The 25,547-nt window shown below is 72.1% G+C and carries 26 protein-coding genes and 1 tRNA gene; 10 read left to right on the forward strand and 17 right to left on the reverse strand.

The window, feature by feature from the left end:
- The first annotated feature begins 28 nt into the window (after positions 1 to 28).
- The 4 genes from ABFY07_RS30080 (at position 29) to ABFY07_RS30095 (ending at position 6,312) form a co-directional block, all read left to right on the forward strand.
- A complete protein-coding gene (locus ABFY07_RS30080; protein WP_346177516.1) occupies positions 29 to 1,390 on the forward strand; it encodes a bifunctional glycosyltransferase family 2/GtrA family protein in 1,362 nt (453 codons plus the stop codon).
- Positions 1,387 to 3,696, forward strand: coding sequence for an ArnT family glycosyltransferase (locus ABFY07_RS30085; RefSeq protein ID WP_346177517.1), 2,310 nt, complete (start codon positions 1,387 to 1,389; stop codon positions 3,694 to 3,696). Before ABFY07_RS30080 ends, ABFY07_RS30085 begins: the two co-directional genes overlap by 4 nt.
- A 197-nt stretch (positions 3,697 to 3,893) precedes the next feature.
- Positions 3,894 to 5,420, forward strand: a complete 1,527-nt coding sequence (locus tag ABFY07_RS30090; protein WP_346177518.1) for an MFS transporter — start codon at positions 3,894 to 3,896, stop codon at positions 5,418 to 5,420.
- 76 nt (positions 5,421 to 5,496) lie between these two features.
- Positions 5,497 to 6,312 (forward strand): TetR/AcrR family transcriptional regulator, encoded by an 816-nt coding sequence (locus ABFY07_RS30095; RefSeq protein ID WP_346177519.1) that lies wholly within the window; start codon positions 5,497 to 5,499, stop codon positions 6,310 to 6,312.
- Positions 6,313 to 6,346: 34 nt separating this feature from the next.
- On the opposite strand, the gene ABFY07_RS30100 is transcribed toward ABFY07_RS30095, so the two are convergent.
- The 3 genes from ABFY07_RS30100 to ABFY07_RS30110 form a co-directional block, all read right to left on the reverse strand.
- Positions 6,347 to 7,222, reverse strand: a complete 876-nt coding sequence (locus ABFY07_RS30100) for a YceI family protein (protein ID WP_346177520.1) — start codon at positions 7,220 to 7,222, stop codon at positions 6,347 to 6,349.
- Between the two features lie 328 nt (positions 7,223 to 7,550).
- The gene (locus ABFY07_RS30105; protein WP_479685637.1) at positions 7,551 to 10,052 is read right to left on the reverse strand and encodes an MFS transporter; all 2,502 of its coding nucleotides are present in this window, start codon (positions 10,050 to 10,052) and stop codon (positions 7,551 to 7,553) included.
- A gap of 125 nt (positions 10,053 to 10,177) precedes the next feature.
- On the reverse strand, positions 10,178 to 10,663 hold the full coding sequence (locus ABFY07_RS30110; protein ID WP_065961768.1) for a MarR family winged helix-turn-helix transcriptional regulator: 486 nt from the start codon (positions 10,661 to 10,663) through the stop codon (positions 10,178 to 10,180).
- 210 nt (positions 10,664 to 10,873) lie between these two features.
- Here ABFY07_RS30110 and ABFY07_RS30115 point away from each other — a divergent pair, with 210 nt between their 5' ends.
- On the forward strand, positions 10,874 to 11,080 hold the full coding sequence (locus tag ABFY07_RS30115) for a hypothetical protein (protein ID WP_346177522.1): 207 nt from the start codon (positions 10,874 to 10,876) through the stop codon (positions 11,078 to 11,080).
- 22 nt (positions 11,081 to 11,102) lie between these two features.
- Here ABFY07_RS30115 and ABFY07_RS30120 read toward each other — a convergent pair whose 3' ends face one another.
- The 4 genes from ABFY07_RS30120 to ABFY07_RS30135 form a co-directional block, all read right to left on the reverse strand.
- Positions 11,103 to 11,996, reverse strand: a complete 894-nt coding sequence (locus ABFY07_RS30120; RefSeq protein ID WP_346177523.1) for a hypothetical protein — start codon at positions 11,994 to 11,996, stop codon at positions 11,103 to 11,105.
- Positions 11,997 to 12,060: 64 nt separating this feature from the next.
- Entirely contained in the window at positions 12,061 to 12,891 is an 831-nt protein-coding gene (locus ABFY07_RS30125; protein WP_346177524.1) for an RNA polymerase sigma factor SigF, read from the reverse strand.
- A 188-nt stretch (positions 12,892 to 13,079) separates the two neighbouring features.
- Positions 13,080 to 13,913, reverse strand: coding sequence for an RNA polymerase sigma factor SigF (locus tag ABFY07_RS30130; protein ID WP_346177525.1), 834 nt, complete (start codon positions 13,911 to 13,913; stop codon positions 13,080 to 13,082).
- A gap of 300 nt (positions 13,914 to 14,213) precedes the next feature.
- The gene (locus ABFY07_RS30135; RefSeq protein WP_170066565.1) at positions 14,214 to 14,378 is read right to left on the reverse strand and encodes a hypothetical protein; all 165 of its coding nucleotides are present in this window, start codon (positions 14,376 to 14,378) and stop codon (positions 14,214 to 14,216) included.
- A gap of 267 nt (positions 14,379 to 14,645) precedes the next feature.
- On the opposite strand from ABFY07_RS30135, the gene ABFY07_RS30140 reads away from it, so the two are divergent.
- The gene (locus tag ABFY07_RS30140) at positions 14,646 to 15,671 is read left to right on the forward strand and encodes a 6-phosphofructokinase (RefSeq protein ID WP_065961758.1); all 1,026 of its coding nucleotides are present in this window, start codon (positions 14,646 to 14,648) and stop codon (positions 15,669 to 15,671) included.
- On the opposite strand, the gene ABFY07_RS30145 is transcribed toward ABFY07_RS30140, so the two are convergent.
- Positions 15,641 to 16,618 carry a universal stress protein gene (locus ABFY07_RS30145; protein ID WP_346177526.1) on the reverse strand — a complete coding sequence of 326 codons (978 nt, stop codon included), beginning with the start codon at positions 16,616 to 16,618 and terminating at the stop codon, positions 15,641 to 15,643. The genes ABFY07_RS30140 and ABFY07_RS30145 overlap by 31 nt on opposite strands.
- A gap of 293 nt (positions 16,619 to 16,911) precedes the next feature.
- On the opposite strand from ABFY07_RS30145, the gene ABFY07_RS30150 reads away from it, so the two are divergent.
- The 3 genes from ABFY07_RS30150 to ABFY07_RS30160 all read left to right on the forward strand — a co-directional run bounded on the left by ABFY07_RS30150 (position 16,912) and on the right by ABFY07_RS30160 (position 19,229).
- Positions 16,912 to 18,138, forward strand: a complete 1,227-nt coding sequence (locus ABFY07_RS30150; RefSeq protein ID WP_346177527.1) for an amidohydrolase family protein — start codon at positions 16,912 to 16,914, stop codon at positions 18,136 to 18,138.
- Between the two features lie 128 nt (positions 18,139 to 18,266).
- Positions 18,267 to 18,902 carry a MerR family transcriptional regulator gene (locus ABFY07_RS30155; protein ID WP_346177528.1) on the forward strand — a complete coding sequence of 212 codons (636 nt, stop codon included), beginning with the start codon at positions 18,267 to 18,269 and terminating at the stop codon, positions 18,900 to 18,902.
- Positions 18,903 to 19,001: 99 nt separating this feature from the next.
- A complete protein-coding gene (locus ABFY07_RS30160; protein ID WP_346177529.1) occupies positions 19,002 to 19,229 on the forward strand; it encodes a hypothetical protein in 228 nt (75 codons plus the stop codon).
- A gap of 119 nt (positions 19,230 to 19,348) precedes the next feature.
- On the opposite strand, the gene ABFY07_RS30165 is transcribed toward ABFY07_RS30160, so the two are convergent.
- The 4 genes from ABFY07_RS30165 to ABFY07_RS30180 all read right to left on the reverse strand — a co-directional run bounded on the left by ABFY07_RS30165 (position 19,349) and on the right by ABFY07_RS30180 (position 20,949).
- Positions 19,349 to 19,435: transfer RNA gene (locus tag ABFY07_RS30165), tRNA-Ser, on the reverse strand.
- A gap of 42 nt (positions 19,436 to 19,477) precedes the next feature.
- Positions 19,478 to 19,984 (reverse strand): tRNA adenosine(34) deaminase TadA, encoded by a 507-nt coding sequence (gene tadA, locus ABFY07_RS30170; protein WP_346177530.1) that lies wholly within the window; start codon positions 19,982 to 19,984, stop codon positions 19,478 to 19,480.
- A 41-nt stretch (positions 19,985 to 20,025) separates the two neighbouring features.
- On the reverse strand, positions 20,026 to 20,565 hold the full coding sequence (locus ABFY07_RS30175) for a tRNA adenosine deaminase-associated protein (RefSeq protein WP_076970933.1): 540 nt from the start codon (positions 20,563 to 20,565) through the stop codon (positions 20,026 to 20,028).
- 159 nt (positions 20,566 to 20,724) lie between these two features.
- Positions 20,725 to 20,949 (reverse strand): hypothetical protein, encoded by a 225-nt coding sequence (locus ABFY07_RS30180; RefSeq protein WP_346177531.1) that lies wholly within the window; start codon positions 20,947 to 20,949, stop codon positions 20,725 to 20,727.
- 178 nt (positions 20,950 to 21,127) lie between these two features.
- On the opposite strand from ABFY07_RS30180, the gene upp reads away from it, so the two are divergent.
- Complete coding sequence (gene upp, locus ABFY07_RS30185; RefSeq protein ID WP_076970934.1) at positions 21,128 to 21,763, forward strand: uracil phosphoribosyltransferase; 636 nt, start codon at positions 21,128 to 21,130, stop codon at positions 21,761 to 21,763.
- 253 nt (positions 21,764 to 22,016) lie between these two features.
- Here the strand turns inward: upp and ABFY07_RS30190 are convergent, their stop codons facing one another.
- The 5 genes from ABFY07_RS30190 to ABFY07_RS30210 form a co-directional block, all read right to left on the reverse strand.
- A complete protein-coding gene (locus ABFY07_RS30190; protein WP_346177532.1) occupies positions 22,017 to 22,694 on the reverse strand; it encodes a LytR C-terminal domain-containing protein in 678 nt (225 codons plus the stop codon).
- Positions 22,695 to 22,805: 111 nt separating this feature from the next.
- On the reverse strand, positions 22,806 to 23,102 hold the full coding sequence (locus tag ABFY07_RS30195) for a type II toxin-antitoxin system VapB family antitoxin (protein ID WP_003986294.1): 297 nt from the start codon (positions 23,100 to 23,102) through the stop codon (positions 22,806 to 22,808).
- Between the two features lie 527 nt (positions 23,103 to 23,629).
- Complete coding sequence (locus ABFY07_RS30200; protein ID WP_346177533.1) at positions 23,630 to 23,797, reverse strand: hypothetical protein; 168 nt, start codon at positions 23,795 to 23,797, stop codon at positions 23,630 to 23,632.
- Positions 23,798 to 23,810: 13 nt separating this feature from the next.
- Entirely contained in the window at positions 23,811 to 24,167 is a 357-nt protein-coding gene (locus ABFY07_RS30205) for a PRC-barrel domain-containing protein (RefSeq protein ID WP_346177534.1), read from the reverse strand.
- A gap of 118 nt (positions 24,168 to 24,285) precedes the next feature.
- A complete protein-coding gene (locus ABFY07_RS30210; RefSeq protein WP_346177535.1) occupies positions 24,286 to 25,536 on the reverse strand; it encodes a cytochrome P450 in 1,251 nt (416 codons plus the stop codon).
- Positions 25,537 to 25,547 lie beyond the last annotated feature (11 nt).

Consider the following 25,547-nt stretch of genomic DNA (forward strand, 5'->3'; position numbering starts at 1 on the left):
GACAGCGCCGCTGGCGAATGTCGTCCCCATGCGAACTCACACACCTCTCGAGGCACCGCCCGAGACACCCGGGACACCGGGGACGCCCCCGCAGACCCTGCCCGCCCGTGCGCATGTGACGGTCGGCCGGAGCCAGCCGGTGCTCGACGTCGTGGTCCCCGTGTACAACGAGGAGGCCGACCTCGAGCGGTGCGTGCGGCGGCTGCACGACCACCTGACCCGCACCTTCCCGTACCCCTTCCGCATCACCATCGCGGACAACGCGAGCACGGACCGCACGCCGGAGATCTCCGCCCGACTCGACGACGGCATCGACGAGGTCACGGCGGTCCGGCTGGAGCAGAAGGGCCGGGGCCGCGCGCTGCGCACCGTCTGGTCGATGTCGCGGGCGCCGGTGCTGGCCTACATGGACGTGGATCTGTCCACCGACCTCAACGCGCTGCTGCCGCTGGTGGCCCCGCTCATCTCCGGCCACTCGGACCTGGCGATCGGGTCCCGGCTCGCGCGCAGCTCGCGTGTGGTGCGCGGCCCCAAGCGGGAGTTCATCTCCCGCGCGTACAACCTGATCCTGCGCGGCAGCCTGTCCGCCCGCTTCTCGGACGCCCAGTGCGGCTTCAAGGCGATCCGCAAGGACGTCGCCGAGCGGCTGCTGCCGCTGGTCGAGGACACCGGGTGGTTCTTCGACACCGAGATGCTGGTGCTGGCCGAGCGGGCGGGGCTGCGCATCCACGAGGTGCCGGTGGACTGGGTCGACGACCCCGACTCCACGGTCCACATCGTGAGGACGGCCACCGAGGACCTCAAGGGCGTCTGGCGGGTGGGGCGCGCGCTGGCCACTGGCGCGCTGCCGCTCGATCGGCTGCGCCGCCCCTTCGGCGACGACCCGCGCGACCGGGGGCTGAGCGGGGTCCCGGGCGGGCTGGCCCGGCAGTTGGTCGGCTTCTGCGTGGTGGGCGCGCTCAGCACGCTCGTCTATCTGCTGCTGTACTCCCTCTTCCGGCTGGGCACGGGCCCGCAGGTGGCCAACGCGCTGGCCCTGCTGCTGTCGGCGCTCGGCAACACCGCGGCCAACCGGAGGCTCACCTTCGGGGTACGGGGCCGGGACCGGGCGGTGCGCCACCAGGCCCAGGGGCTGGTGGTGTTCGCCATCGGCCTCGCCCTGACCAGCGGTTCCCTGGCCGCCCTGGACGCCGCCGCCTCCGGCACCCCGGCGCACAGCACCGAACTCGCCGTCCTGATCGCCGCCAACCTCGCCGCGACCGTGCTGCGCTTCCTGCTCTTCCGGGCCTGGGTCTTCCCCTCGGACAGCGCGGACAGCGCGGACAGCGCGGGCATCGGCGCTCCCACCGTCCCTGACCCGACCGACGACAATCCGAGGACAACCCGATGACGACGTACGACCAGGGCTTCCGCGCGGCAGGGCCGCCGCCCCCGACCCCTCCGACCCCTCCGGCCCCGCTCCCCGCGCGGCCGGAGGCCCCGGCGGGCTCGCGCCTGGTCCGGGCGTGGCGCGGCCGGCCGGAGGACCCGCGCTGGGCGCGGCCCGCGCTGTGGGGGCTGCTGGCCGTCACCGCCGTGCTCTACCTGTGGAGTCTGGGCGCGTCCGGCTACGCGAACCAGTTCTACTCGGCCGCGGTGCAGGCGGGCAGCGAGAGCTGGAAGGCGTTCTTCTTCGGCTCCTCCGACGCCGGCAACTCCATCACCGTCGACAAGCCCCCGGCCGCCCTGTGGCCGATGGCCCTGTCGGTGCGGCTGTTCGGCCTGAGCTCCTGGGCGATCCTGGTCCCCGAGGCGCTGATGGGCGTGGCGACGGTCGGGCTGCTGTATGCGGCGGTGCGGCGCCGGTTCAGCGCGGCCGCCGGTCTCATCGCGGCGGCGACGCTGGCGGTGACCCCGGTCGCGGCGCTGATGTTCCGGTTCAACAACCCCGACGCGCTGCTGTGTCTGCTGATGGTCGCGGCGGTCTACTGCGTGCTGCGCGCGCTGGAGGACGCCCGCACCAAGTGGCTGGTGCTCGCCGGAGTCTGCTTCGGCTTCGCCTTCCTGACCAAGACGCTGCAGGCGTGGCTCATCCTGCCGCCGCTGGCGGTGGTGTACGCGGTGTGCGCGCCGGCGAAGCCGGGCAGGCGGATCGGCCAACTGCTGCTCGCCGGGCTCGCGATGGTCGTCTCCGGCGGCTGGTGGGTGGCGATCGTCGAGCTGTGGCCGAAGTCCTCGCGCCCGTACATCGGCGGCTCGCAGAACAACAGCTTCCTCGAGCTGACCTTCGGCTACAACGGCCTGGGCCGGATCAACGGCAACGAGACCGGCAGCGTCGGCGGCGGCGGCAACGGCGGCGGCCGGTGGGGCGAGACCGGCATCGACCGGCTCTTCGGCTCCGACATGGGCGGTCAGATCGCCTGGCTGCTGCCCGCGGCCTTCATCCTGCTGCTCGCCGGGGTCTGGCTGACCTGGCGGGCGAAGCGCACGGACACCCGGCGCGCGGCGTTCCTGGTGTGGGGCGGCGCGATGCTGATGACCTTCGCCACCTTCAGCTTCATGTCCGGGATCTTCCACCAGTACTACAACATCGCGCTCGCGCCCTACATCGCGGCGATCGTGGGCATGGGCGCGGCGATGCTGTGGGAGCGGCGGACCACCGTCGCGGCCTCGATGGTGCTCGCCGCCACGGTCGCGGTGACGGCCGTCTGGTCGTACGTGATGCTGAACCGCTCCCCCGACTGGCACCCCTGGCTGCGCTGGGCCGTGCTGATCGGCGGGCTCGCGGCGGCGGCCGGGCTGTTGGCCGGGGCGCGGCTGGGCGGGCGGCCGGCGCTGGGCGTGGCGGCCCTCGGCCTCGCGGCGTCGCTGGCCGGGCCCCTCGCGTACACGCTGAACACGGTCGACACCCCGCACCGCGGCTCGATCGTCACCGCCGGTCCAGCGGTGTCGGGCGGCATGGGCGGTCCCGGCGGTGGGCCGGGCGGCTTCCGGGCCGGCTTCCGGGACGGTGCCAACGGCGGCCCGCCGGGCCTCGGCAACGGCAACGGGCAGGGCCAGAACGGTCAGAACGGCCAGGGCCAGAACGGCCCGGGTCAGAACGGCCCGGGTCAGAACGGCGGTCCTGCCGGTCAGCAGGGCATGCCCCCCGGCGGCGGTCAGCAGGGCGGCCAGAACGGCGGCTTCCCCGGCGGCGGCCAGTCCCAGCAGAACGGCAGCGGCCAGGGCCAGAACGGCCAGGGCAACCGGCTGGGCATGCTGCCCGGCGGCATGGGCGAAGGCGGCCGACGCGGCGGCGGCATGGGCGGTCTGCTGGACGGCCCGAGTGTCAGCTCCAAGGTCAAGGCCGCGCTGGAGAAGAACGCCGGGGACTACACCTGGGTGGCGGCCGCGATCGGCTCGCAGAACGCCGCGGGCTACCAACTCGCCACCGAGGAACCGGTGATGGCCATCGGCGGCTTCAACGGCAGTGACCCGTCCCCGACCCTCGCGCAGTTCAAGGAGTACGTGAAGCAGGGCAGGATCCACTACTTCATCAGCTCGGGCGGCATGGGCGGCATGGGCGGCGGCCCGGGCGGCGGCCCGGGCGGCGGCCCGGGCGGCGGGAACGGCACCTCCTCCCAGATCAGCTCGTGGATCCAGGCCAACTTCAAGAAGGTCACCGTGGACGGCACCACCCTCTACGACCTGACCCAGAAGGCCTCGAACAAGTCCTGATCCGGCGAGGCGCGCGGCTCAGCCAGCTGCCGAGCGGGCCGGTGAGCGGACCGCCGAGCGGGCCGGTGAGCGGGGAAATCCCCCGGTCACCGGCCCTTTCGCCGTCCCGGCCCAATATTTCCTGTACGGCGTAGAGGAGTCGCTGTACGGTGTACGAACCTCGCCCATACGCCGTACAAGACACGCAAGGAGTGCCCATGACGGCGCAACTCGCCGACCCCACGTCCGACACCCCGCCCGGGCACCAGTCCGGCGGGCACCCCCAGCGCTGGCTGATTCTCGGCGTCATCTGCCTCGCCCAGCTCACCGTGCTGCTCGACAACACCATCCTCAACGTCGCGATCCCCTCCCTCACCGAGGAGATGGCCGCCTCCACGGCCGACGTCCAGTGGATGATCAACGCCTATTCGCTCGTCCAGTCCGGACTGCTGCTCACCGCGGGCAACGCCGCCGACCGCTACGGCCGGAAGAAGATGCTCGTCGCGGGGCTCGCCCTGTTCGGGATCGGCTCGCTGATCGCCTCGCTGGCGCAGGGGCCGGGCCAGCTGATCGCCGCACGCGCGGGCATGGGGGTCGGCGGGGCGCTGCTGATGACCACCACCCTGGCCGTGGTCGTCCAGATCTTCGACGAGGGCGAGCGTCCCAAGGCCATCGGCGTGTGGGGCGCCGTCAGCTCGCTCGGTTTCGCCGCGGGCCCGCTGATCGGTGGCTCGCTCCTCGAGCACTTCTGGTGGGGCTCGATCTTCCTGATCAACCTCCCGGTGGCGCTGCTCGGTCTCGCCGCCGTCGTCTGGCTGGTGCCGGAGTCGAAGAACCCGACCGGCGACCGGCCCGACCTGCTCGGCGCGCTGCTGTCCACGATCGGCATGACCGGCGTCGTCTTCGCGATCATCTCGGGGCCCGAACACGGCTGGACGTCCCAGCGGGTGCTGCTGTCGGCCTTCGTGGGCGTGGTGGTGCTGACCGGCTTCGCGCTGTGGGAGCGCCGGATCCCCCACCCGATGCTGGACATGCACTTCTTCCGCGACCGCCGCTTCGTGGGGGCCGTCGGGGGCGGCATCCTCGTCGCCTTCGGCATGGGCGGCTCGCTCTTCCTGCTCACCCAGCACCTGCAGTTCGTGCTCGGATACGACGCGCTGGGCGCGGGCCTGCGGACCGCCCCGCTCGCGCTGGTGATCGTCGGGCTGAACCTCACGGGTGTCGGCGCCCGGCTGCTGCAAAAGCTCGGCACCCCGGTCACCATCTTCTGTGGGATGGGCCTGCTGGCGCTGGGGCTGGCCCTCATCGCGACGCTCGGCGCCGACGGATACGGCGGGATGCTCCTCGGACTGGTCGTGATGGGGGCGGGCATCGCGGTCTCCATGCCCGCGATGGCCACGGCCATCATGTCGGCGATCCCGCCGGAGAAGGCCGGGGTGGGCGCGGGCGTCAACGGCACGCTCACCGAGTTCGGCAACGGCCTGGGCGTGGCCGTCCTCGGCGCGGTCCTGGGCTCCCGGTTCGGCGCGCTGCTGCCCGCGGCCGCCGCCGGGGCCGGCTCGTTCCCGACCGCCTACGCCGCCGCGCGCACCGAGGAGGAGCGGGCCACCGTCGCGGACGCCTTCGCCTCGGGTGTGCAGACCAGCCAACTGGTCGGAGCGGCGGCCGTGCTCGCGGGCGGCGTGCTGACGGCGGTGCTGCTGCGCCGTGCCGAACGATCTTCACAGGAGATCTCAGCGGCATAGCATCGGGTAGTAAGACGTCATCGGCCGCGCATCCCCAGCCGCGCGGCCCTGGCGCAGGGACGAAGGGGAGCGCGCCATGGCAACAGGCAGCCGTGTCAGCCGTCCGCGGACCAGCATCTGGCTCTCCGAGCGCAAGGCCTCCAAGCGCAGGGGCGAGCAGCAGCCGGCCGGGCTCGACCACGTCAAGATCGTCGCGGCCACGGTCCGGCTGCTGGACGCCGAGGGGCTGGCCGGGTTCTCGATGCGCCGGCTGGCGGCCGAGCTGGGGGTCACCGCGATGTCGGTCTACTGGTACGTCGAGACCAAGGACCAGCTCCTCGAACTCGCCCTCGACGCGGCGATGGGCGAGATGTCGCTCCCCGCCGGAAGCCTGGGCCCCGTCGAGGGCTATGAGCACCTGGGGCACCTGGAGCCCGAGGAGCGGGACTGGCGCGATCAGCTGCGTCAGATCGCTTCCGAATACCGCAGGCTGCTGGTCGCCCACCCCTGGCTGTCCCCGCTGATGGGCGAGTACATGAACATCGGGCCGAACGCCATGGCCTTCTCCACCGCCGTGCAGCGCGTGCTCCACAACAGCGGCCTGCCCACCTCCGAGGTGCCGGGCGCGCTGGCCCTCGTCTTCCAGTTCGTCTACGGCTTCAGCACCATCGAGGGCCGCTTCGCCGCCCGCTGCCGGGCGGCGGGCGTCAGTCAGGACGAGTTCTTCGCCGAGATGATGGGCACCATCGAGGGCCGCCCGGAGTTCGACGAGTCGCGGGCGCTCATGGAGGCCCGGGGCGGCAGCACCGTCCAGGAGATGCGCGAGCGGGACTTCACCTTCGCCCTGGACTGTGCGATCGCCGGTATCGAGGCCCTCCGGGACGGCCACGCCCCCGCCCGCGGCGAGGACTGAGGCCGCTCCCGGCCCGCCACCGGCCCCCGGCACCTCAGGTGTCCGGCAGCTCCTTGCCCTGCACGGCCTGGCCCCCCTGAATCGCTTGTATGTCCAGCTCCACTCGCAGCGTCGTGCCGATGGCGGCGATGCCCGCCGCGACCACCTGGTTGTAGTTCATCGCGAAGTCCTCCCGCCGCAGCTGCGCCGTGGCGCGGAAGGCGGCTCGCACCCCGCCCCAGGGGTCGGGGCCCGTGCCCAGATACGTCAGGTCCAGGTCGACCTCGCGGACCACGCCGTGGAGGGTCAGCTCGCCGTGGACCGTCCAGCGGTCCGCGCCGGCCGGGGTCAGTCCGGTGCTCCGGTACGTCAGGACCGGGAAGCGCTCCACGTCCAGGAAGTCGGCCGACCTCAGATGGTCGTCCCGCATCCCGTTCCCCGTGTCGATGCTCGCGGCCTGGATGACCGCCTCCACCCCGGACTTCTCGATGTCCTCCGCTATCTCGATGCGCCCGCTGAACTCCGTGAACCGGCCGTGCACGCTGGAGATGCCCAGGTGCTGGGCGACGGCCGCCACCGTCGAGTGCGCCGGGTCGAGCGTCCACGCGCCGGGCGGCGGCAGCTCCACCCCGCCCTGCCGCGCCAGCACCACCGTGCCGACGTCCGCGCGCCCCGAGGCCGTGACGATCGCGGTCGAGGCGGCGGGGGCGTAGCCCACGGCGGTCGCGATGACCGTGTACGGCCCGGGCGCCAGCGGCTCGCCCGTGCGCACCGCGCCGTCCTCGTCGGCCTGGGCGCGCAGCACCTGAGCGCCCGTCATGTCGGTGACGGTCACCACGGCGTGCTGCACCGCCCAGCCGTCACGCGTGCGGATCAGGGCGCGCAGGCCCCCGCTCGCGCTCCCGCCCGTTCCTGCTCCAGTGGTCGTCATGCCGCCTCTCGCTCTCGCTCCCGCTCCCGTTTCCGTCGAGGCTGTCTCTTCAGTCGGGGCTGTGGTGTCGCGCACTGTGCGCGTGGTCTGTCCGTGTGACGGATGGTCGTGTGAGGGATGGTCGTGTGATGTCCGTGTGAGGGTCGTACGCCGGACCCGGGCGGCGGCGTCAGGCCGTCCCCTGCCTGGCAGGCTCTCCACCTGCTATACACCGCCGCCGGGATCCGGGTTCCGGGCCCGGCGCTTTCGCGCCGTCCCGGCCGTGACCGGGGCGCGTCTCCGCTCCGCGCGCCCCGGCCCCGGGGGTTCTTCGGTGCCGCCGGCCCCGTCAGTCGACGGGGTGGGAGAGTTCGACGTCGTGTCCGTCGATGCCCTGCCCCTGCACCGTCAGCGAGCCGGCGACCGGCGGGTAGCCGCTCGCGATGACCGTGTAGTCGCCCGCGTCCAGGTCGGTGAAGGCGTACGCCCCGTCCTCGCCGGTGGTCGCGGTGGCGATCACGTTCCCGGCCGCGTCGACCAGGGTGACCCGCGCGTCCGGCAGCGGCCGCCGGTCGACCCCGGCCCGCACCACGCCCTGCACCCGGGCGCCGGCCTGCAGCGCGATCTCGACCCGGGTCAGGCCCTGGGCGCCGACCTCGACGGGCAGCGCGGTGGGCCGGAAGCCGGCGGCGTTCACCGCGACCGTGAAGGTCCCGGCGACCAGCTCGTCGAAGCTGAAGTCGCCCTGCTCACCGGTCTTGCCGGTGGCCAGCACCTCGCCGCGGACATCGGTGACCACGACCATCGCCGCCTCGACCGGCTGCCCGTCGGCGGCGCCGCGCACGGTGCCCGCCAGGCCGCTGGTCGCCGCCAGCACCACGTCGAAGGCGAGCGGCTCCTCGCCGACCACGACGGTGGACGCCTGCGGCTGGTGGCCGTCGGCGGCCGCGATCAGGACGTAGGTGCCGGAGCCGGGGGCGTCCAGCGCGTACGAGCCGTCCACATGGGCCACCGAGCGGCCCAGCTGCCGTCCGTTCAGCGAGATCAGCGTGACCGCGGCGCGCGGCACGGCGGTGTGGTCCGCGTTCCGTACGAAGCCGTGCACACCCTGCCGGGGGCGGTGGTCGGCGCCGTCGCCTCCTGCGGAGGCGTACGCGGCCAGCCGCTGGGGGGCGGCCGCGCCCGCCAGGGCGTACTCCGACGTGGCGTCGGACAGGTCGGCGGACGGCGCGCCCACCAGCGCGGGCTCGAGCTGCTCCACGGCGCTCGCGCCGCCCGCGGCGCTCATGGCGGGGGCCTGCTCGGCCGGGGCCTCGGTGGCCTCCTCCGAAGAGGCGGCGCTCTGGTTGCCGGACCGGGTCTTCAGCGGGACCTCCTTGATGAACAGCGTGACGACGAAGGCCAGCAGCGCGGCCCCCGAGGCGTACAGGAAGACGTCCCCGATGCCGTGCCCGTAGGCGCTCTCCATGATCGTGCGGAACGGCTCCGGGAGCTTGTCCACGTCGGGGATCCCGCCGCCGCCGGTGCCCCCGTGGCCCAGGGCCTTGCCCTTGGGGCCCAGCTCGGCCAGGCCGTCCTTGACGTAGTGGGTGACGCGGTTGGCGAGCACCGCGCCCAGCGCCGAGACGCCGACCGCACCGCCCAGGGAGCGGAAGAAGGTCACGACCGCGCTGGCCGCGCCCAGGTCCTGCGGGGCCACCTGGTTCTGGGTGGCCAGCACCAGGTTCTGCATCATCATGCCGATGCCGAGGCCCATGAGGGCCATGAAGATCGCCAGGTGCCAGTAGGGCGTGTCGTACCGCATGGTGCCGAGCAGCCCCAGCCCCGCGGTCACCAGCACACCACCGGTGACCAGCCAGGCCTTCCAGCGGCCGGTCTTGGTGATGACCTGGCCGGAGACGGTCGAGGAGACGAACAGGCCGCCGATCATCGGGATGGTCATGACGCCGGACATCGTCGGCGACTTGTCCCGCGCGAGCTGGAAGTACTGGCTGAAGAAGACGGTCCCGGCGAACATCGCGACACCGACGAACAGCGAGGCGATCGACGCGAGGGTGATGGTCTTGTTGCGGAACAGCCGCAGCGGGATGATCGGCTCGCTCGCCTTGTTCTCGATCAGGAGGAAGACCAGGCCGAGCAGGATCGAGCCGCCGACCATGGCGCCGGTCTGCCAGGAGAGCCAGTCGTACTTGTCACCCGCGAAGGTGACCCAGATCAGCAGCAGCGAGACCGCGGCGCTGATGAAGAAGGCACCGGACCAGTCGACCTTGACCTCCCGCTTGACGACCGGGAGCTTCAGGGTCTTCTGCAGCACGATCAGCGCGATGACCGCGAACGGCACGCCCACGTAGAAGCACCAGCGCCAGCCGAGCCAGGAGGTGTCGGTGATCACGCCGCCCAGCAGCGGGCCGCCGACGGTCGCCACCGCGAAGGTCGCGCCGAGGTAGCCGCTGTAGCGGCCGCGCTCGCGCGGGGAGATCATCGCGGCCATGACGATCTGCGCCAGGGCCGACAGACCGCCGACGCCGATGCCCTGCACCACACGGCAGGCGATCAGCATGCCGGAGTTCTGCGAGAGCCCGGCGACCACGGAGCCGGCCACATAGATGATCAGCGATATCTGGACCAGGAGCTTCTTGCTGAACAGGTCGGAGAGCTTGCCCCACAGCGGGGTGGCGGCGGTCATCGACAGCAGGGCGGCGGTGACCACCCAGGTGTACGAGGACTGACCGCCGTGGAGGTCCGCGATGATCTCCGGGAGGGCGTTCGAGACGATCGTCGAGGAGAGGATCGCGACGAACATGCCGAGCAGCAGCCCGGACAGCGCCTCCATGATCTGCCGGTGGGTCATCGGTGCCGCCGGGTCGGCGCCGTGGCCGTGGTGACCGCGGTGGCCGCCGCCGTGCTTGGCGTGGGCGGGGTGCCCCGCGGGTCCCCGCACACCGCCGTCCGGTGTGGTCGTTGCCATGGAGTTCCTTAACGTTGCGTTGGTGTACGGGTGGTGCTCTCGTCCCGGAGCTGGGGAACCCGGGACCTGGTGTCACCGAAGCTCGTCCGCAGCCGGGCGAGTAGTTCGTTGAGGCGGCCGACGTCGTCATCGGACCAGTCGCTCAGACAGGCGGCGAGCGCCTGCGTATAGCGCTCGGACACCTCGCTGAGCAGCTTCTCGCCACTGGCGTTGAGGCTCAGCAGCCGGGACCGCCGGTCCTGAGGATCCGGGTTCCGGTCGATCCAGCCGCGCTCGGCGGCGTGCGCGACATGCCGGCTGGTGACCGACATGTCGATGTCCAGCAGCTCGGCCAGTTTGCTCATGCGCATCTCGCCATAGCGGTGGAGCAGCATCAGGACGATGGCCGAGCCGGCCGCGCAGTCATGGGGGAGGACACGCGACAGCCCTCGCTTGACGGTGCCGATGGCGCTCAGTTGCCGTGCCAGCTCCTCGTACTGACTCCGTGCGGCCATGGCACCTCCAGAACTATCGGTTGCTTAGGGCAACCATAGGTGAATTTAGTTGCTACAGGCAAATGAAATGGGGCTTCGCTGAGTAAATTGCCCGCAAAGGCCGGCTCAGGGGCCGGTCAAGCGGCCCGTTTCGGCCCGGTGGCCGGGGCCTGTGGGGCGGTGGGGGCCTGGGGTGTGCGGGACACCGCTCATTCGCTAGGGTCGGGGGCCATGGCGAACAACCCCCAAGGACCCCAGGGCAACTACGACCCGGCCGGCTCCACTCAGATGTTCCGGGCCTTCGTCGACGAAGGCGGGCCGCAGCAGCAGCGGGCGGCCGCTCCCTCCGCTTCCGGCGGCCCCCGGGTCGGCGTGATCGTCGGCGTGATCGTCGCGATCGCCGTGGTGGCCGGGGTCGCCTGGCTGGCCCTGGCCTAGGCCTAAGCTTCACTCATCGCTATCACTTCGTCCCTGTGACGGAGGCGTCCTGGGTCTCGATGTGCATTCCCAGCGGTACCCGCCAGGCGTCCACGCACACCTCCCAGGTCTTCTCCTTCTTGCCGCCCGCCTTGATCGGCACCGGCAGGTCGTACGCCGACTCGACCGTCGCCCAGTCGATGCCGAGGGAGTCGATGATGTGGGTCGCGAAGGTGATCTTCCCCGTGGTCACGGGGGCACCGCCGATGTTGCGGAACTCGACGGTCACCTTCTCGCACCAGCGGTCGTCGGCCGCCGTGCGCACCAGGTCTCCGAGGGTGAGCTCGGCGGGGCCGGTCGGGGTGGAGGGCGTGCCGGGCGGGGACTGAGGGGGCGCCGAGCCTCCTGAGTCCCCGGAGCCGCCCGTGCCTCCCGGGCCCCCGGAGCCTCCGGTGCTTCCCGTGTCTCCCGTGTCGCCGGAGCCGCCCCCGCCGGGGGTGGTGCCGCTCCCGGCGCCGGTCCCGTCGCCGCCGTCGGTGCCGCCGCGCCCTGACGGCGCCTGCGGCGACTGCCCCGGCGACCGCCCCCGCGTCGATGCCGAGGTGGGCCCGTCCAGCCCGTACGAGGCGTCCGGCGCGCCCGACCCCGTGGCGGTCCCCGCCCCGGACGGCCGCCGCTTCCCGTCCCCGGTGCCCTTCCCCGCGCCGTCGCGGTCGCCGTCGCCGTCGAGCGGCACCATCTCCACGCCGCCCTTCGACGGCGCGGATGTGGCGCGCGCCCCGTCCGGCCCGGCCGCTTCGGCCGCGAGATATCCGTCGTCGCCGCCGGCGCAGCCGCTGAGCAGCGCACCCAGGCACAGCGCGGCCGCCGAGGAGGCGATCGCCTTGCCCCGGCGGCCCGTTGTCCGGCTCCACGCGTATCGCTTCGGGCGTCGCATCGGGCCAGTGTCGCTGACACCCCGTCAGGTGTACAGGGTCGCGCACCGGCCCGATGACGCCGTGTCAGTCGGCGATGAGCCCTTCCCGCAGCTGGGCCAGAGTCCGCGTCAGCAGCCGTGAGACATGCATCTGGGAGATGCCGACCTCTTCGCCGATTTGCGACTGCGTCATATTGGCGAAGAAGCGGAGCATGATGATCTGGCGCTCGCGCGGCGGCAGTTTGGCCAGCAGCGGCTTGAGTGACTCGCGGTACTCCACGCCTTCCAGGGCGCTGTCCTCATAGCCGAGCCGGTCCGCCAGCGAGCCCTCGCCGCCGTCGTCCTCGGGGGAGGGGGAGTCGAGGGAGGAGGCGGTGTAGGCGTTGCCCACCGCCAGTCCGTCGACCACGTCCTCCTCGGAGACACCGAGGGCGCCTGCCAGCTCGGTGACCGTGGGGGAGCGGTCGAGCTTCTGGGACAGCTCGTCGCTGGCCTTGGTGAGGGCCAGGCGCAGCTCCTGCAACCGCCGCGGCACCCGTACCGACCAACTGGTGTCGCGGAAGAAGCGCTTGATCTCGCCCACGACGGTCGGCATGGCGAAGGTCGGGAACTCCACGCCCCGCTCGCAGTCGAACCGGTCGATCGCCTTGATCAGGCCGATCGTCCCCACCTGGACGATGTCCTCCATCGGTTCGTTACGGCTGCGGAAGCGGGCCGCCGCGTAGCGCACGAGGGGGAGGTTCAGCTCGATGAGGGTGTCACGTACGTAGGTGCGCTCCGCGCTGTCCCGCTCGAGGGCGGCGAGCCGCAGGAACAGGGAGCGGGAGAGGGTGCGGGTGTCGATGGCGTCGCAGTCGTCGAGCACGTGCGGTGCGTCGTTGGTGAGCACCTTCGAGCTGCCCAGTTCTACGGACATGCCACCCCCTTTGGGTCGCGGACGGATCCCAGCTGCGCTCGTCGCGTCGAACGCAGCCTCCCCCTGAATACCGGAGGTAGGGCCGCGGCAAACGCGGTTCCTGCAGAATGTCACATGTCGGCAACACGCTGTAGCGCCATGTCGACATTACCGCCCGGAAGGAGTGGGGGAGGGGTCCCTCGTCCCGGTTAGGACTCGATCCGGTTTGCGGATCTGAGCCTGGCAAAGCTGCGGGACAGCAGCCGGGAGACATGCATCTGGGAGACGCCCAGCTCGGCGCTGATCTGAGATTGGGTCAGATTGCTGTAGTAACGAAGCAAAAGGATGCGCTGTTCCCGCTCCGGCAGTTGGACGAGCAGATGCCGCACCAGATCGCGGTGTTCGACTCCGGCGAGCGCCGGATCCTCGTAGCCGAGCCGGTCCACGAGGCCCGGCAGCCCGTCGCCCTCCTGGGCGGCCTCCAGCGAGGTGGCGTGGTACGAGCGCCCCGCCTCGATGCAGGCCAGCACCTCGTCCTCGCCGAGCCCGAGCCGTTCGGCGATCTCGGCCGTCGTGGGGGACCGGCCGTGCAGCACCGTCAGGTCCTCGGTCGCGCCGTTGACCTGCACCCACAGCTCGTGCAGCCGGCGCGGCACATGGACGGTGCGGACGTTGTCGCGGAAGTAGCGCTTGATCTCGCCGACCACGGTCGGCATCGCGAAGGTCGGGAACTGCACCCCGCGCTCCGGGTCGAACCGGTCGATCGCGTTGATCAGCCCGATCGTGCCGACCTGGACCACGTCCTCCATCGGCTCGTTACGGCTGCGGAAGCGGGCCGCGGCGTAGCGCACCAGCGGCAGGTTGGCCTCGATCAGCGCGTCCCGGACGCGCGTGTGTTCGGGTGTGCCGGGGGTCAGGCGGGAGAGCTCGGCGAAGAGCACCTGGGTGAGCGCCCTGGCGTCCGCTCCGCGGCTTCTGCCGCTGTCGCTGCCGCCGTCGCCCTGGGGCGGGGTTCTGGGCGCGGTTCGGGCCGACACGGTCACGCCACCCCTTCACGATGTACTCACCCGGCAAAGCGGTCATAGCATCACAAGACATGTGCACTGTGTGCAAGCACCGCATTACTACGTGTTGGTGGCGCCGTTGCCACGTGTTCGAGGGGTGGTGCGGGGGTGGGGGCGTACGCCGGAGCGTGCGCGGACAGGGAACGAGCCCGGGCGGGGTGGGCCGGGATCCGAGGGGGTCTGTGGGCCGGATGGCCGGTGTGGCCGGTTCGCTCGGTCGAGTGCTCGCGCGGCGGCGGATGGGGGGTCGGCTGAGGCCGGCCCGCGTCGGCGCCTACGTCAGTTGATCAGCTCGGTCATGAACTCGCCGACGCTCTTGGCGGCGTCCGATATCCCCTCGAAGCCCACCTGCACCAGGTCGGCCGCGCGCGCGGGGCTGTTGATGATGGTGTACAGCACGAAGACGATCAGCATGTAGAGCGCGACTTTCCTCGCCTGTGCCATCTCGTGCCGCCTCCCCTGCGGTCCCCTGTGCAGTCGCGTGAGTCTATCCACACGTTTGGCGCAGTGGTCTCATCAGTCCTACGAATCAACTCGTGTCTCCACCGGTCCTCCCCTCTTGTGTGGGCGTCTTGCATGGGCGCCCCCGAGGGCGGCCCCATGGCGCGGTAGAGCAAGGTGGGCATGCGGGCTCATATGGGTGGATTCTGGATGAGGAGGGAACGATCGGGCGGGCACCGCGCCGCTCGGAGGGGCTGGAAGGGGGCTCAGATGCGTGTCGGTGTGCTGACCGGCGGGGGCGACTGCCCGGGCCTCAACGCGGCGATCCGGGCGATCGTGCGCAAGGGCGTACAGGAGTGCGGGTTCGAGTTCGTCGGCGTGCGGGACGGCTGGCGGGGCGCGCTGGAGGGCGCGATCGTGCCGCTGGACATCCCCGCCGTACGCGGCATCCTCCCGCGCGGCGGGACCATCCTGGGCTCCTCCCGGACCAACCCGCTCAAGAGCGAGGACGGGGTGGCCCGGGTGCGGGAGACGCTGGCGGCGTACGAGGTGGACGCGCTCATCGCGATCGGCGGCGAGGACACGCTCGGCGTCGCCGCCGCGCTGGCGGACGAGGGGATCGGCGTGGTCGGGGTGCCCAAGACCATCGACAACGACGTCACGGGCACCGACTACACCTTTGGCTTCGACACCGCGGTAAACATCGCGACCGAGGCCATCGACCGCCTGCACACCACCGCCGAGTCGCACACCCGGACGCTGGTCGTCGAGGTCATGGGCCGACACGCGGGCTGGATCGCCCTCCACTCGGGCATCGCGGGCGGCGCCAACGTCATCCTCATCCCCGAGCAGCCCTTCGACCTGGACCAGGTGTGCGAGTGGGTACGGGACCGCTTCAAGATCCGGTACGCCCCGATCGTCGTGGTGGCCGAGGGTGCGGTCCCCAAGGCGGGGCAGATGGTGGTGAAGGACTCCTCGCTGGACGAGTTCGGCCATGTGCGGCTGTCCGGCATCGGCGAGTGGCTGGCGCGGGAGATCGCCGACCGCACCGGCAAGGAGGCCCGCACCACGGTGCTCGGCCACATCCAGCGCGGCGGCACGCCGAGCGCCTTCGACCGCTGGCTGGCGACGCGCTTCGGGCTGCGCGCGGTCGACGCGGTGTACGAGCGGGACTTCGGCACGATGGTGGCGCTGCGCGGCGCGGACGTGGTGCGGGTGCCGCTGTCCGAGGTGACAGGCGGGACCAAGGGCGTCGACCCGGCCCTCTACGCGGAGTTCGGCGTCTTCTTCGGCTGAGGGTGCGGCACCACCGCGACCGGGCAGCGGGCGTGGTGCAGTACGGCGTGGGCGACCGGCCCCAGGTGCCGCTCGGCCACCCGCTCGGCCGTACGGCGGCCCACGACCAGCAGCAGCGCCCCCGCCGAGGATCTGACCAGCGCCTGCGCCGGGTTGAGCAGAACGACATCGGGCAGGACGTCGACCTGCGGATATCTCGTACGCCAGGGGCGCAGCGCGTCGGACACCGCCTGGCCCTCCTGGTCCTCCCACATGGCGCGGTCCTCCTCGAGGACGCCGATCATCCAGGCGGAGGGGGCGGCCGCGGGCAGGGCCCACGCGTGCACCACCCGCAGCCGGGCCTCGCGCGCCAGCGCGGCGCGGAAGGCGAAGTCGGCGGTCTCCGCGACGCGGCCGTGGGCGTCGAGGGCGGCCACGACCTCCCCGGCCTCCACCCCGGCCTCGTCCGCGACCCCGACCTCGCCTGTTTCCTCGACCCCTCCGGCTTCCTCCGCGCCCGGGGCCCCCTCCGCGTCGGCGGCCTCCCCGGCGCGCCGGCCGGGGACCGTCACCACGGGGCAGTCGGCGGCGGTCGCCACCCGCAGCGCCACGGAGCCGACCGCCAGCCCGTCGAAGCCGCCCCAGCCGCGAGTCCCCACGACCATGAGCCCGGCGCTCCGCGCCGCCGTGAGCAGGGCCTCGTCCGCGGGCGCGGAGACGTGCTCGCCGGTCACCTCCAGGCCCGGATGGCGGCCGGCGAGGTCCGTCGCGGTCTGCCGGATCATCTGCTCGCCCACGTTCTCCCAGGCGTCCGCGCCCGGGACCGGGGAGATCCGGGGCGGAAGGGGCGGGGAGGCGTGCAACAGCAGCAGCGGAACCGCCCGGTCCAGCGCTTCCCGCGCGGCCCAGTCCGCCGCCGCCAGACTGCGCTCGGAACCGTCGACTCCGGCCACGACAGGGCCGCTCATCGTGGACTCCTTCCGTCGCCTCTCCGCCGCTTCTCCCCGGCCTCGCCGCTACGCCGGGCCGCGGACGGCCCGCCGTACGAGACACCCGATACCGCCCCATTCAGTCTAGGTACGGGGCGGATATCCGCATGGAGGGGCGCGAGGGCGGCGCGCGCCGGACCGGCCGGTTCGCGTTCCGTGCGCCCGGTTTCTCTTGCTGGTTGACGCCCGACTCCCTACCCTCCATCTGACGGAGCGTCAGATAAGGGTGCGGTGTTCCGGCCCCACTGCCGGACGCCGGGGAAGAGGACGGCATGACTGGCGAGACGAACGGCGCGACCGAGCTGCCCATGGTCATCAGCGTGGACGACCACGTGATCGAGCCCGCTCACCTCTTCGAGACCTGGCTGCCCGCCAAGTTCCGGGACCGCGGCCCGAAGCCCCTGACCGCCGGCATCGGCGAGCTGGCCTATGTCGGTGGCAAGTACCGGATCACCACCGACCCGGACGGCCCGCCCACCGACTGGTGGGAGTACGAGGGGCTGCTCTTCCCGTACAAACGGATCATCGCGGCCGTCGGCTTCTCGCGCGACGAGATGACCCTCGAAGGCATCACCCGCGACCAGATGCGGCGCGGCTGCTGGGACCCCCGGGCCCGGCTCGCGGACATGGAGATGAACCACGTCGAGGCCTCGCTGTGCTTCCCGACCTTCCCGCGCTTCTGCGGCCAGACCTTCGCCGAGGCCGCCGACAAGGAGGTCGGCCTGGCCTGCGTCCGGGCGTACAACGACTGGATGGTGGAGGAGTGGTGCGGGGACAGCGGCGGCCGGCTGATCCCGCTGTGCCTGATCCCGCTGTGGGACGTGGAGCTGGCGGCCCAGGAGATCCGGCGGAACGCGGCGCGGGGCGTGCGCGCCGTGACGTTCAGCGAGATCCCGACGTATCTGGGGCTGCCGAGCATCCACAGCGGCTACTGGGACCCGTTCTTCGCCGAGTGCGAGGCGACGGGCACGGTGGTGTGCATGCACATCGGGTCCTCCTCCCAGATGCCCGCCGCCTCCCCGGACGCACCGCCGGCCGTCCAGGCGGCCCTGAGCTTCAACAACGCCATGGCGTCGATGATGGACTTCCTGTTCAGCGGCGTCCTGGTGCGGTTCCCACGGCTGAAGCTCGCCTACGCCGAGGGCCAGATGGGCTGGATCCCGTACGCCCTGGAGCGCGCGGACGACGTCTGGGAGGAGCACCGGGCCTGGGGCGGGGTGCGCGACCTGGTCCCGGAGCCGCCCTCCTCGTACTACTACCGGCAGATCTTCTGCTGCTTCTTCCGCGACAAACACGGCGTCGCCTCGCTGGACACCGTCGGCGTGGACAACGCCACCTTCGAGACCGACTACCCGCACGTCGACTCGACCTGGCCGCACACCAAGCGGGTCGCGGCCGAGCACATGGCCGGGCTGCCGCCGGAGACCGTCTACAAGCTCCTGCGGGGCAACGCGATCCGGATGCTCGAACTGGACTTCGACAAGGGCCGCGCGGGCTGACCCGCCGGGACCGGAGCGTTCACCGCCGCTTCTCCCTCCGGCCCCAGGCGCGGTGGCCCAGCAGGCCGAGCACGGCGGGCAGCATCCGGAGAACGCAAGTGGAGTCCCAGGAGCCCGGAGGGTCATCGATGCGCGTCGGGGAGCTCAGCAGCCTCAGCGGCGTACCCACGCCGACGATCAAGTACTACATGCGGGAGGGACTGCTGCCGCCCGGCGAGCGCACCAGCCGCAACCAGGCCCACTATGACGACCGCCACCTGCGCAGACTGCGGCTGATCCGGGCCCTGCTGGACGTCGGCGGCCTGTCCGTCGCCGTGGCCCGCGACGTCATCGCCGCGCTCGACAGCCCCGACACCGGCACCCACAAACTCCTCGGCGCGGCCCAGCAGACCGTCATCCGCACCGCCGCCTACTGCGACGACGAGGCCCGCGAGGACGCGACGGCCGAGGTCCTCGACCTCGTCCACCGCCAGGGCTGGAAGGTCTCCGCGGACAGCCCCGCCGTCGCCGCGGCCGCCGAGGTCGTGGGCGCCCTGCGCCAACTGGGCCTGCACGACTTCGTCGACCGGCTCGACGACTACGCCCACGCCGCCGACGCCATCGCCGCGACCGACCTGGACCTCGTCCGCCGCCGCCCCGATGTCGACGGCATGGCCGAGGCCGTGGTCCTCGGCGACATCCTCGGCGACGCGCTCCTCGCCGGGCTCCGCCGCCTGGCCCAGGTCCACCGCTCGGCCGAACTCTTCAGCAGCGGGCCCGAGTGACCCCCACCCCTGCTCCATCCGGCTGATTCCCGCCCCGCCCGGCCACCCGGCCGACAGGCCCGAGGTGCGGGCGGCGGCGGTCATGGCGAGGCTGGTCGCATGGAGGACAAGACCGAGGACCGGCCCCGCGTGGTGGTGGACGAACCGCTCGACGGGCGCCGCCGCGTGATGATCGACGGCGAGGACGTCGGCGTCGTCGTCACCGCCGAAGAACTGCGCGGCGTCCTGCGCCGCGCCGGCGTGCTGGAGGAGGACGACGCCTCCCTGGACAACCCCCGCCTGATCGAGTGGCACGGCGGCGGCCCGGACGACTGGCCGGCGGCGTAACTCCCCACTCCCCCGACCCGCGGCCCGGCGAAGCGGGAACACACGGAGGCGGGAGCACACGTGGGGCGGGAACACGCGTGGGGCCCGGCTCTCTTGAGCCGGGCCCCACGGTTTCGGAGCGGTAGCGGTGGGATTTGAACCCACGGAGGAGTTGCCCCCTCACACGCTTTCGAGGCGTGCTCCTTAGGCCGCTCGGACACGCTACCGAGAGAGAGCTTAGCGGACGGGTGGCCGTGCTCCGAAATCGGTTACGGGCGGGGGGCGCGGAAGAAGGTGGTGAGGAGGGCGGCGCACTGGTCGGCGAGGACGCCGGGGACGACCTCGGGGCGGTGGTTGAGGCGGCGGTCGCGGACCACGTCCCACAGGGAGCCGACGGCGCCGGCCTTGTCGTCGACGGCGCCGTAGACCACCCGGTCCAGGCGGGACAGCACGATCGCGCCGGCGCACATGGTGCACGGCTCGAGGGTGACCACGAGCGTGCAGCCGGTCAGGCGCCAGCCGCCGAGGCGGCGGGCGGCTTCGCGGAGCGCGAGGATCTCGGCGTGGGCGGTGGGGTCGCCGTGGGCCTCGCGCTCGTTGCGGCCGTGGCCGAGGGGGGAGCCGTCGGGGCCCAGCACGACGGCGCCGACCGGCACGTCGCCCGTCTCCGGCGCCCGCGCCGCCTCCTCCAGCGCGAGGCGCATCGGGGCGCGCCACGGGTCGCGGAGGGGGTCGGGGGCGGGACCGGAGACGAGGCCGGACAGCGGATCGGTCATGGCACCAGTGTGGGCGACGGCACGGCCGGGGCCGACAGCGGTCAGCGCACCGCTTCCAGCCCCTCCATGCTGCAGCCCAGCATGTCGGCGATGGATTCCAGCGCGTCCCCGTCCAGGGCCTTCAGCTCCTTCTCGTCCATGCCGAGGTCGGCGAGGATGTCGGCGTCGCCGAGCGGGCCCGCGGGGACCGGCGCGTCCGGGTCGGCGTCCTCGTCGTCGCTCGCGTCGGGCTCACCGTCCTCGGTGCCGTCCAGGTCGACGAGGCTGTCCAGGTCCTCGTCGGGGCCCCGGCCGAGCAGTTCGTCGGTGAGCATCTGGCCGTACGAGGTGCGGGCGGCCGCGGCGGCGTCCGATACGTAGATGTGCGGATCCTCCTCGCCGTCCACGCGGACGATGCCGAACCACGCGTCCTCGTGCTCGACGAAGGCCAGCACCGTGTCGTCGTCTGAGGCCTCACGGGCCAGTTCGATCAGATCTGTCAGGGTCTCCACGTCATCGAGCTCTGTGTCGCTCGCTTCCCACCCTTCTGCGGTGCGCGCGAGCAATGCGGCGAAGTACACCGTGACTCTCCCACTGGTCATAGGCGTGCCGGGGCGGGCGGGACAGTGCCCCGCCCCAATCGGAATCGTGGCAGAAACCATCGCTTCGCGAGAGGTCTTCCGCGCTGCGTCGTGCACCAGTCCAAAGAGATGTAACTCACGCGGACCGAAACGGACGGCTTCGAAACCCGCCCCCACACCTCACCAGCGGAACGTCCGCATGCGCAGCACCTGCCGCATCCGGGCCGCCCGCGCCGCCCGTGGACGCACCCGATCGCGCAGCTCACGTGCCTCGGTCAGGTCGCGCAGGAACTGGGCGCGACGGCGGCGGCGGTCCCTGTCGATGTCCTCCACGGTCTCCTCCGCGGGCTTGTGAACGGGTGTCCTTTCGGCCGTCTCGCCGGGGAGCCGGTTTCGGTCAGCCATGGGCCACACCCCTCGGTACGAGGTCTCGCCCGGGGCGGCGGCCCGGGCCTACTCGGCCGTTTCTGGAACGTTTCCCCCAATCGGGGGTTTGATGCCCGCGTGACGGCATACCGCTGACACGGCCCGGAAGGGCGGCCGGGCGGCGTGGGTCTCCCGGGGCTCGGTTACTGTCGATGCCATGCGGATCCATGTCGTCGACCACCCGCTGGTGGCGCACAAACTCACCACGCTGCGCGACCGGCGCACCGACTCCCCCACCTTCCGGCGCCTCGCCGACGAGCTGGTCACCCTGCTCGCGTATGAGGCGACCCGGGACGTGCGCACCGAGCAGGTCGACATCGACACCCCGGTGACGGCGACGACCGGGGTGCGGCTGTCCCACCCGCGCCCCATGGTGGTGCCGATCCTGCGGGCGGGCCTGGGGATGCTGGACGGCATGGTGCGGTTGCTGCCGACCGCCGAGGTCGGCTTCCTGGGCATGATCCGCGACGAGGAGACGCTGCAGGCGTCGACGTACGCGACGCGGATGCCCGAGGACCTCTCCGGCCGTCAGGTGTACGTCCTGGACCCGATGCTGGCGACGGGCGGGACGCTCGTCGCGGCGATCCAGGAGCTGATATCGCGGGGGGCGGACGACGTCACCGCGCTGTGTCTGCTGGCGGCGCCCGAGGGCGTGGAGACCATGGAGCGCGAGCTCGCGGGCGCGCCCGTCACGGTGGTCACCGCGTCGGTCGACGAGCGGCTCAACGAGAACGGGTACATCGTCCCCGGGCTCGGCGACGCCGGGGACCGGATGTACGGGACGGCCGGCTGAGCGGGACGGCCGGCTGAGCGGGACGGCCGGCTGAGCGGGACGGCCGAGGCCGGTACGAGCAGGCTCCGACCGCCCCGAGCGGACGCGCGGGGCGGTGCGGTCGGCGCTCAGCGGGCCCCGGCCAGCAGGGCCCCGGCCAGCAGGGCCCGGGTCGGTGGGGCCCGGGTCAGCGGGGCCCGGCCAGTGGGGCCTGGGTCAGCAGGGCCCGGCCAGCGGGGCCCAGGTCAGCAGGGCCCGGCCAGTGGGGCCCGGCTCAGCAGGCCGGGGTCGAGGACGACGGCTTCGGCGCGGACAGGGCGGCCAGCGCCTTGGTGGCGTCCTTCTTCTTGGTCAGGTCCTTGAAGCCGCTCCCCAGGATCAGGTCGATGTCCTTGCCCGAGCGCCCGTCGTTCTCGGTCCGGGCGCCGGCGAGCTGGGTGCCGAGCACGTCGAAGGGGCCGTTGGTGGCCGCCGGCGCGCCGAGCAGTATCCCGGGGCCCTTGACCTTCTTGTCGTACGCGGCGGGCGCGTTGCCCACCTTCCCGATCTTGAAGCCGCGCTTCTTCAGCTCGTCGGCGGTGTCCTTGGCCAGCCCCGTGCGCGGAGTGGCGTTGTAGACGTTGACGGTGATCTCGCCGGGCTTCGGCAGCGCCTTGGGAGCCGTACCCGAGGCCTTGTCGTGACCCTTGTCGTGGCCCTTGGCGGTGTCCTTGCCGAGCTCGCGCTTGCAGTCCGCCGTGCCCCGCGCCGCGCGCACCGTCTTGTCGTCGTCGCCGCCCGAGAAGACATCGATGAGCTGGAGCGTTCCCCAGCCGACCAGGCCGAGGGCGCAGACGGCGCCCATCGCGGCGAACACGAGCCGGCGGCGGCCGCTCGGCCGGCGCATGCGCGGGTAGCGGTCGCCCGTGATGCGGTACTTTCCGCCCATGCCGGGAGGGGTGAGCATGCTCATAGGCGCAGCGTAGTGCGGCTCGGTGGCGATGCCTACTAAATGATCAATGGTTGCCGCGCAGCCCAACCCGAAAGGGCCAACGAGCCCTCCCGGCGGCGCCCGCGCGGCCGGTCAGCCGAGTTCCAGGACACGCGCGTGCAGCACCTGGCGCTGCTGGAGCGCGGCGCGCACGGCGCGGTGCAGCCCGTCCTCGAGGTAGAGGTCGCCCTGCCACTTCACGACGTGGGCGAAGAGGTCCCCGTAGAACGTCGAGTCCTCCGCGAGCAGCGTTTCGAGGTCGAGCTGCTGCTTCGTGGTGACCAGCTGGTCAAGGCGTACCGGGCGTGGGGCGACATCCGCCCACTGGCGGGTGCTTTCCCGGCCGTGGTCGGGGTACGGTCGACCGTTTCCGATGCGCTTGAAGATCACACGGAAAGCCTACCGGGCAAGCGGCACCCGGCGCAGCCAAGGCGCCGGAGTACCGGGCGGCTGTCGCCCGCCGTGGCGGGCGCGGTGGGGTCGACCCGAGGGGCGTAAGGGAAAAATCTGGCGAATCGGGCAAAAAATGTGTGAGTGGGTCTAGTCACCCAAAGGGGGCGGGGGTAATGTGAAAAACAGCCTGCGGGGCGAGCGAGGGAGCTCGACCGGAGACACGTCCAAGCAGAGAGAACCACGGTTCTCCGGGACAGAGGACTTCGGTTCTCTGAAAGGGAGAACAAGAGTTCTCTTGAACGGACGCGTCCTAGATGGCCGGGCTGAGAGGCCGGAAGGTCGGGGAGACCGGAAGGCGACCTCCACCACCTGATCCGGACAATGCCGGCGAAGGGAGCCCACCTCGCAGGTTCTGTCCTGCCCGGGTTCAGTCCCAGGATCTTGTCCCCGGGCCCTGTCCTGCCCCCCGGGTCCGGTCCGGTCAGGTCTTGTCCGGTCAGGTCCTGTTCCCGGGTCCGGTCCGGTCAGCGGATCGGGCGCCGACTGCCGCGCCGCAGCCGGGCGCCGAGGAAGACCAGGTCGGCGAGGAACACCACCACGCCGATGACCAGCAGATAGAACAGCCCCTGGGTGACCGCGCCGGTGATCCCCAGCGCCACGGCCACCAGGAGCAGCAGCAGGAACAGCGTCATCGCACCCTCCCGCTCAGGGGCGGGCCAGCCGTCGCTCGCCCCCGGCGCCCGGCTGGTAGCTCAGGTCGTAGTGGGCGAAGACCGCCTCTTCCTCCTTGGCGGGCAGCACGTCGTCGGTCCCGATGGACGGGGCCTCCCGCACCAGGTCCCGGGGGTAGGTGACCTTCAGATAGTGCGGGGACACGGTCGCGCCGCCGAGGGGGACGAACACCAGCCGCCGCCGGGTCGGCATGCCGACCGTGACGGTCGCGAAGGCGGGTTTGTCGGTGGCGGTGTCCACGTAGATCGACTCGAGCGTGCCGATCTTGCGGCCCTCGCGGTCCACCACGTCACGGTCGCGCCATTTCCGGATGTCTTCGGCCTCGAACACCGTGCCCTCCAAACATCGCCTGCTCTCATCCTCCAACGGCCCCGGACGGGCGGCCACTCCACACACCCGCGAGGGACAACCGCTTAAGACACCCGCGCCGCCCCGCGAGACGGCGCCCTCAAGGCTCCCGCGCCGCGCGCACCCCGTCGAAGCCGATGGGCAGGTGGCGCGGGCCGCGCAGCACCGCGTTCCGGCGGTACGGGGGCGGGTCCTCCAGCAGCCGGGGGTTCTCCAGCCGGCGGGCCAGCTCGGCCAGCGCGAGCTGCGCCTCCAGCCGGGCCAGCGGGGCGCCGAAGCAGATGTGGATGCCGCTGCCGAAGCCCAGGTGCTGGTTGTCCCTGCGGTCCGGGTCGAACCGGTCGGGGTCGGGGAAGCGCCGGGGGTCGCGGTTGCCGGAGGCGAGGATCAGCCAGACGGACGCGCCCTTGGGGATGGTGACGCCCGCGATGTCGATGTCGGTGAGCGGGGTCCGCTGGGGGAGGAGCTGGACCGGCGGGTCGTAGCGCAGCACCTCCTCCACCAGGGGCACGGCCAGGCGGGGGTCGTCGTGCAGCCGCTTGAGGACGTCCGGGTGGCGCAGCAGGGTCAGCATCCCGTTCGTGATCAGGTTGACCGTCGTCTCGTGCCCGGCGATCAGCAGCAGCGCGGCGGTGCTGACCAGTTCGGAGTGGGCCATCCGCCCGTCCGGCCCGTCCCCGTGGACCAGCGAGGAGAGCATGTCCTCGCCCGGGGCGCGGCGGCGCTCCTCGATCAGCTCGGACATATACATGGCCAGTTCGGTGCGGGCCCGCCGGACGGCGCCGCGCCGCTCGGCGGCGTCCGCGTCCGGGTCGGGGTCGGCGCTGGAGACGATGGTGTCGGCCCACGCGTGGAAGAGCGGCTCGTCCGCGCGGGGCACGCCCAGCAGCCGGCAGATCACGGTCACCGGGAAGGGGTACGCGAAGTCGTCGACGAGGTCGATCCGGTCCCGGCCCTCGAAGCCGTCGACGAGCCCGGTGACGATCCGGGCGAGCTCCCCGCGCATGTCGTGGATCCGCCGTGGAGTGTGCGGCGGCCCGAAGGGGTACATCGCCATCCGGCGGAGCCGGTCGTGCTCGGGCGGGTCGAGCCGCAGGAAGCTCGGCGGCAGGCTCGGGTCGTCCTCCTCCTCGGCAACGACCAGGCCGGCGGTCTCGGGGTCGAGGTTGCGGGGGTCCGAGCTGAGCCGGGGGTCGTGCAGCAGGCCGTGGATCTCCCAGTACGTGGAGACCAGGTACGGGCCGGTGTCGTCCCGCAGCACGGGCGTCTTCCGCAGCTCGGCGTAGAGGGGGTAGGGGTCGGCGCGGTGGGCGTAGTCGGTGATCTTCCGCAGGAACGTGCCGTGCGTCATGGACGGAGTCC

The sequence above is a fragment of the Streptomyces sparsogenes subsp. cuspidosporus genome (assembly GCF_039532705.1).
In the GTDB taxonomy this organism is placed as follows: Bacteria; Actinomycetota; Actinomycetes; order Streptomycetales; family Streptomycetaceae; genus Streptomyces; species Streptomyces sparsogenes.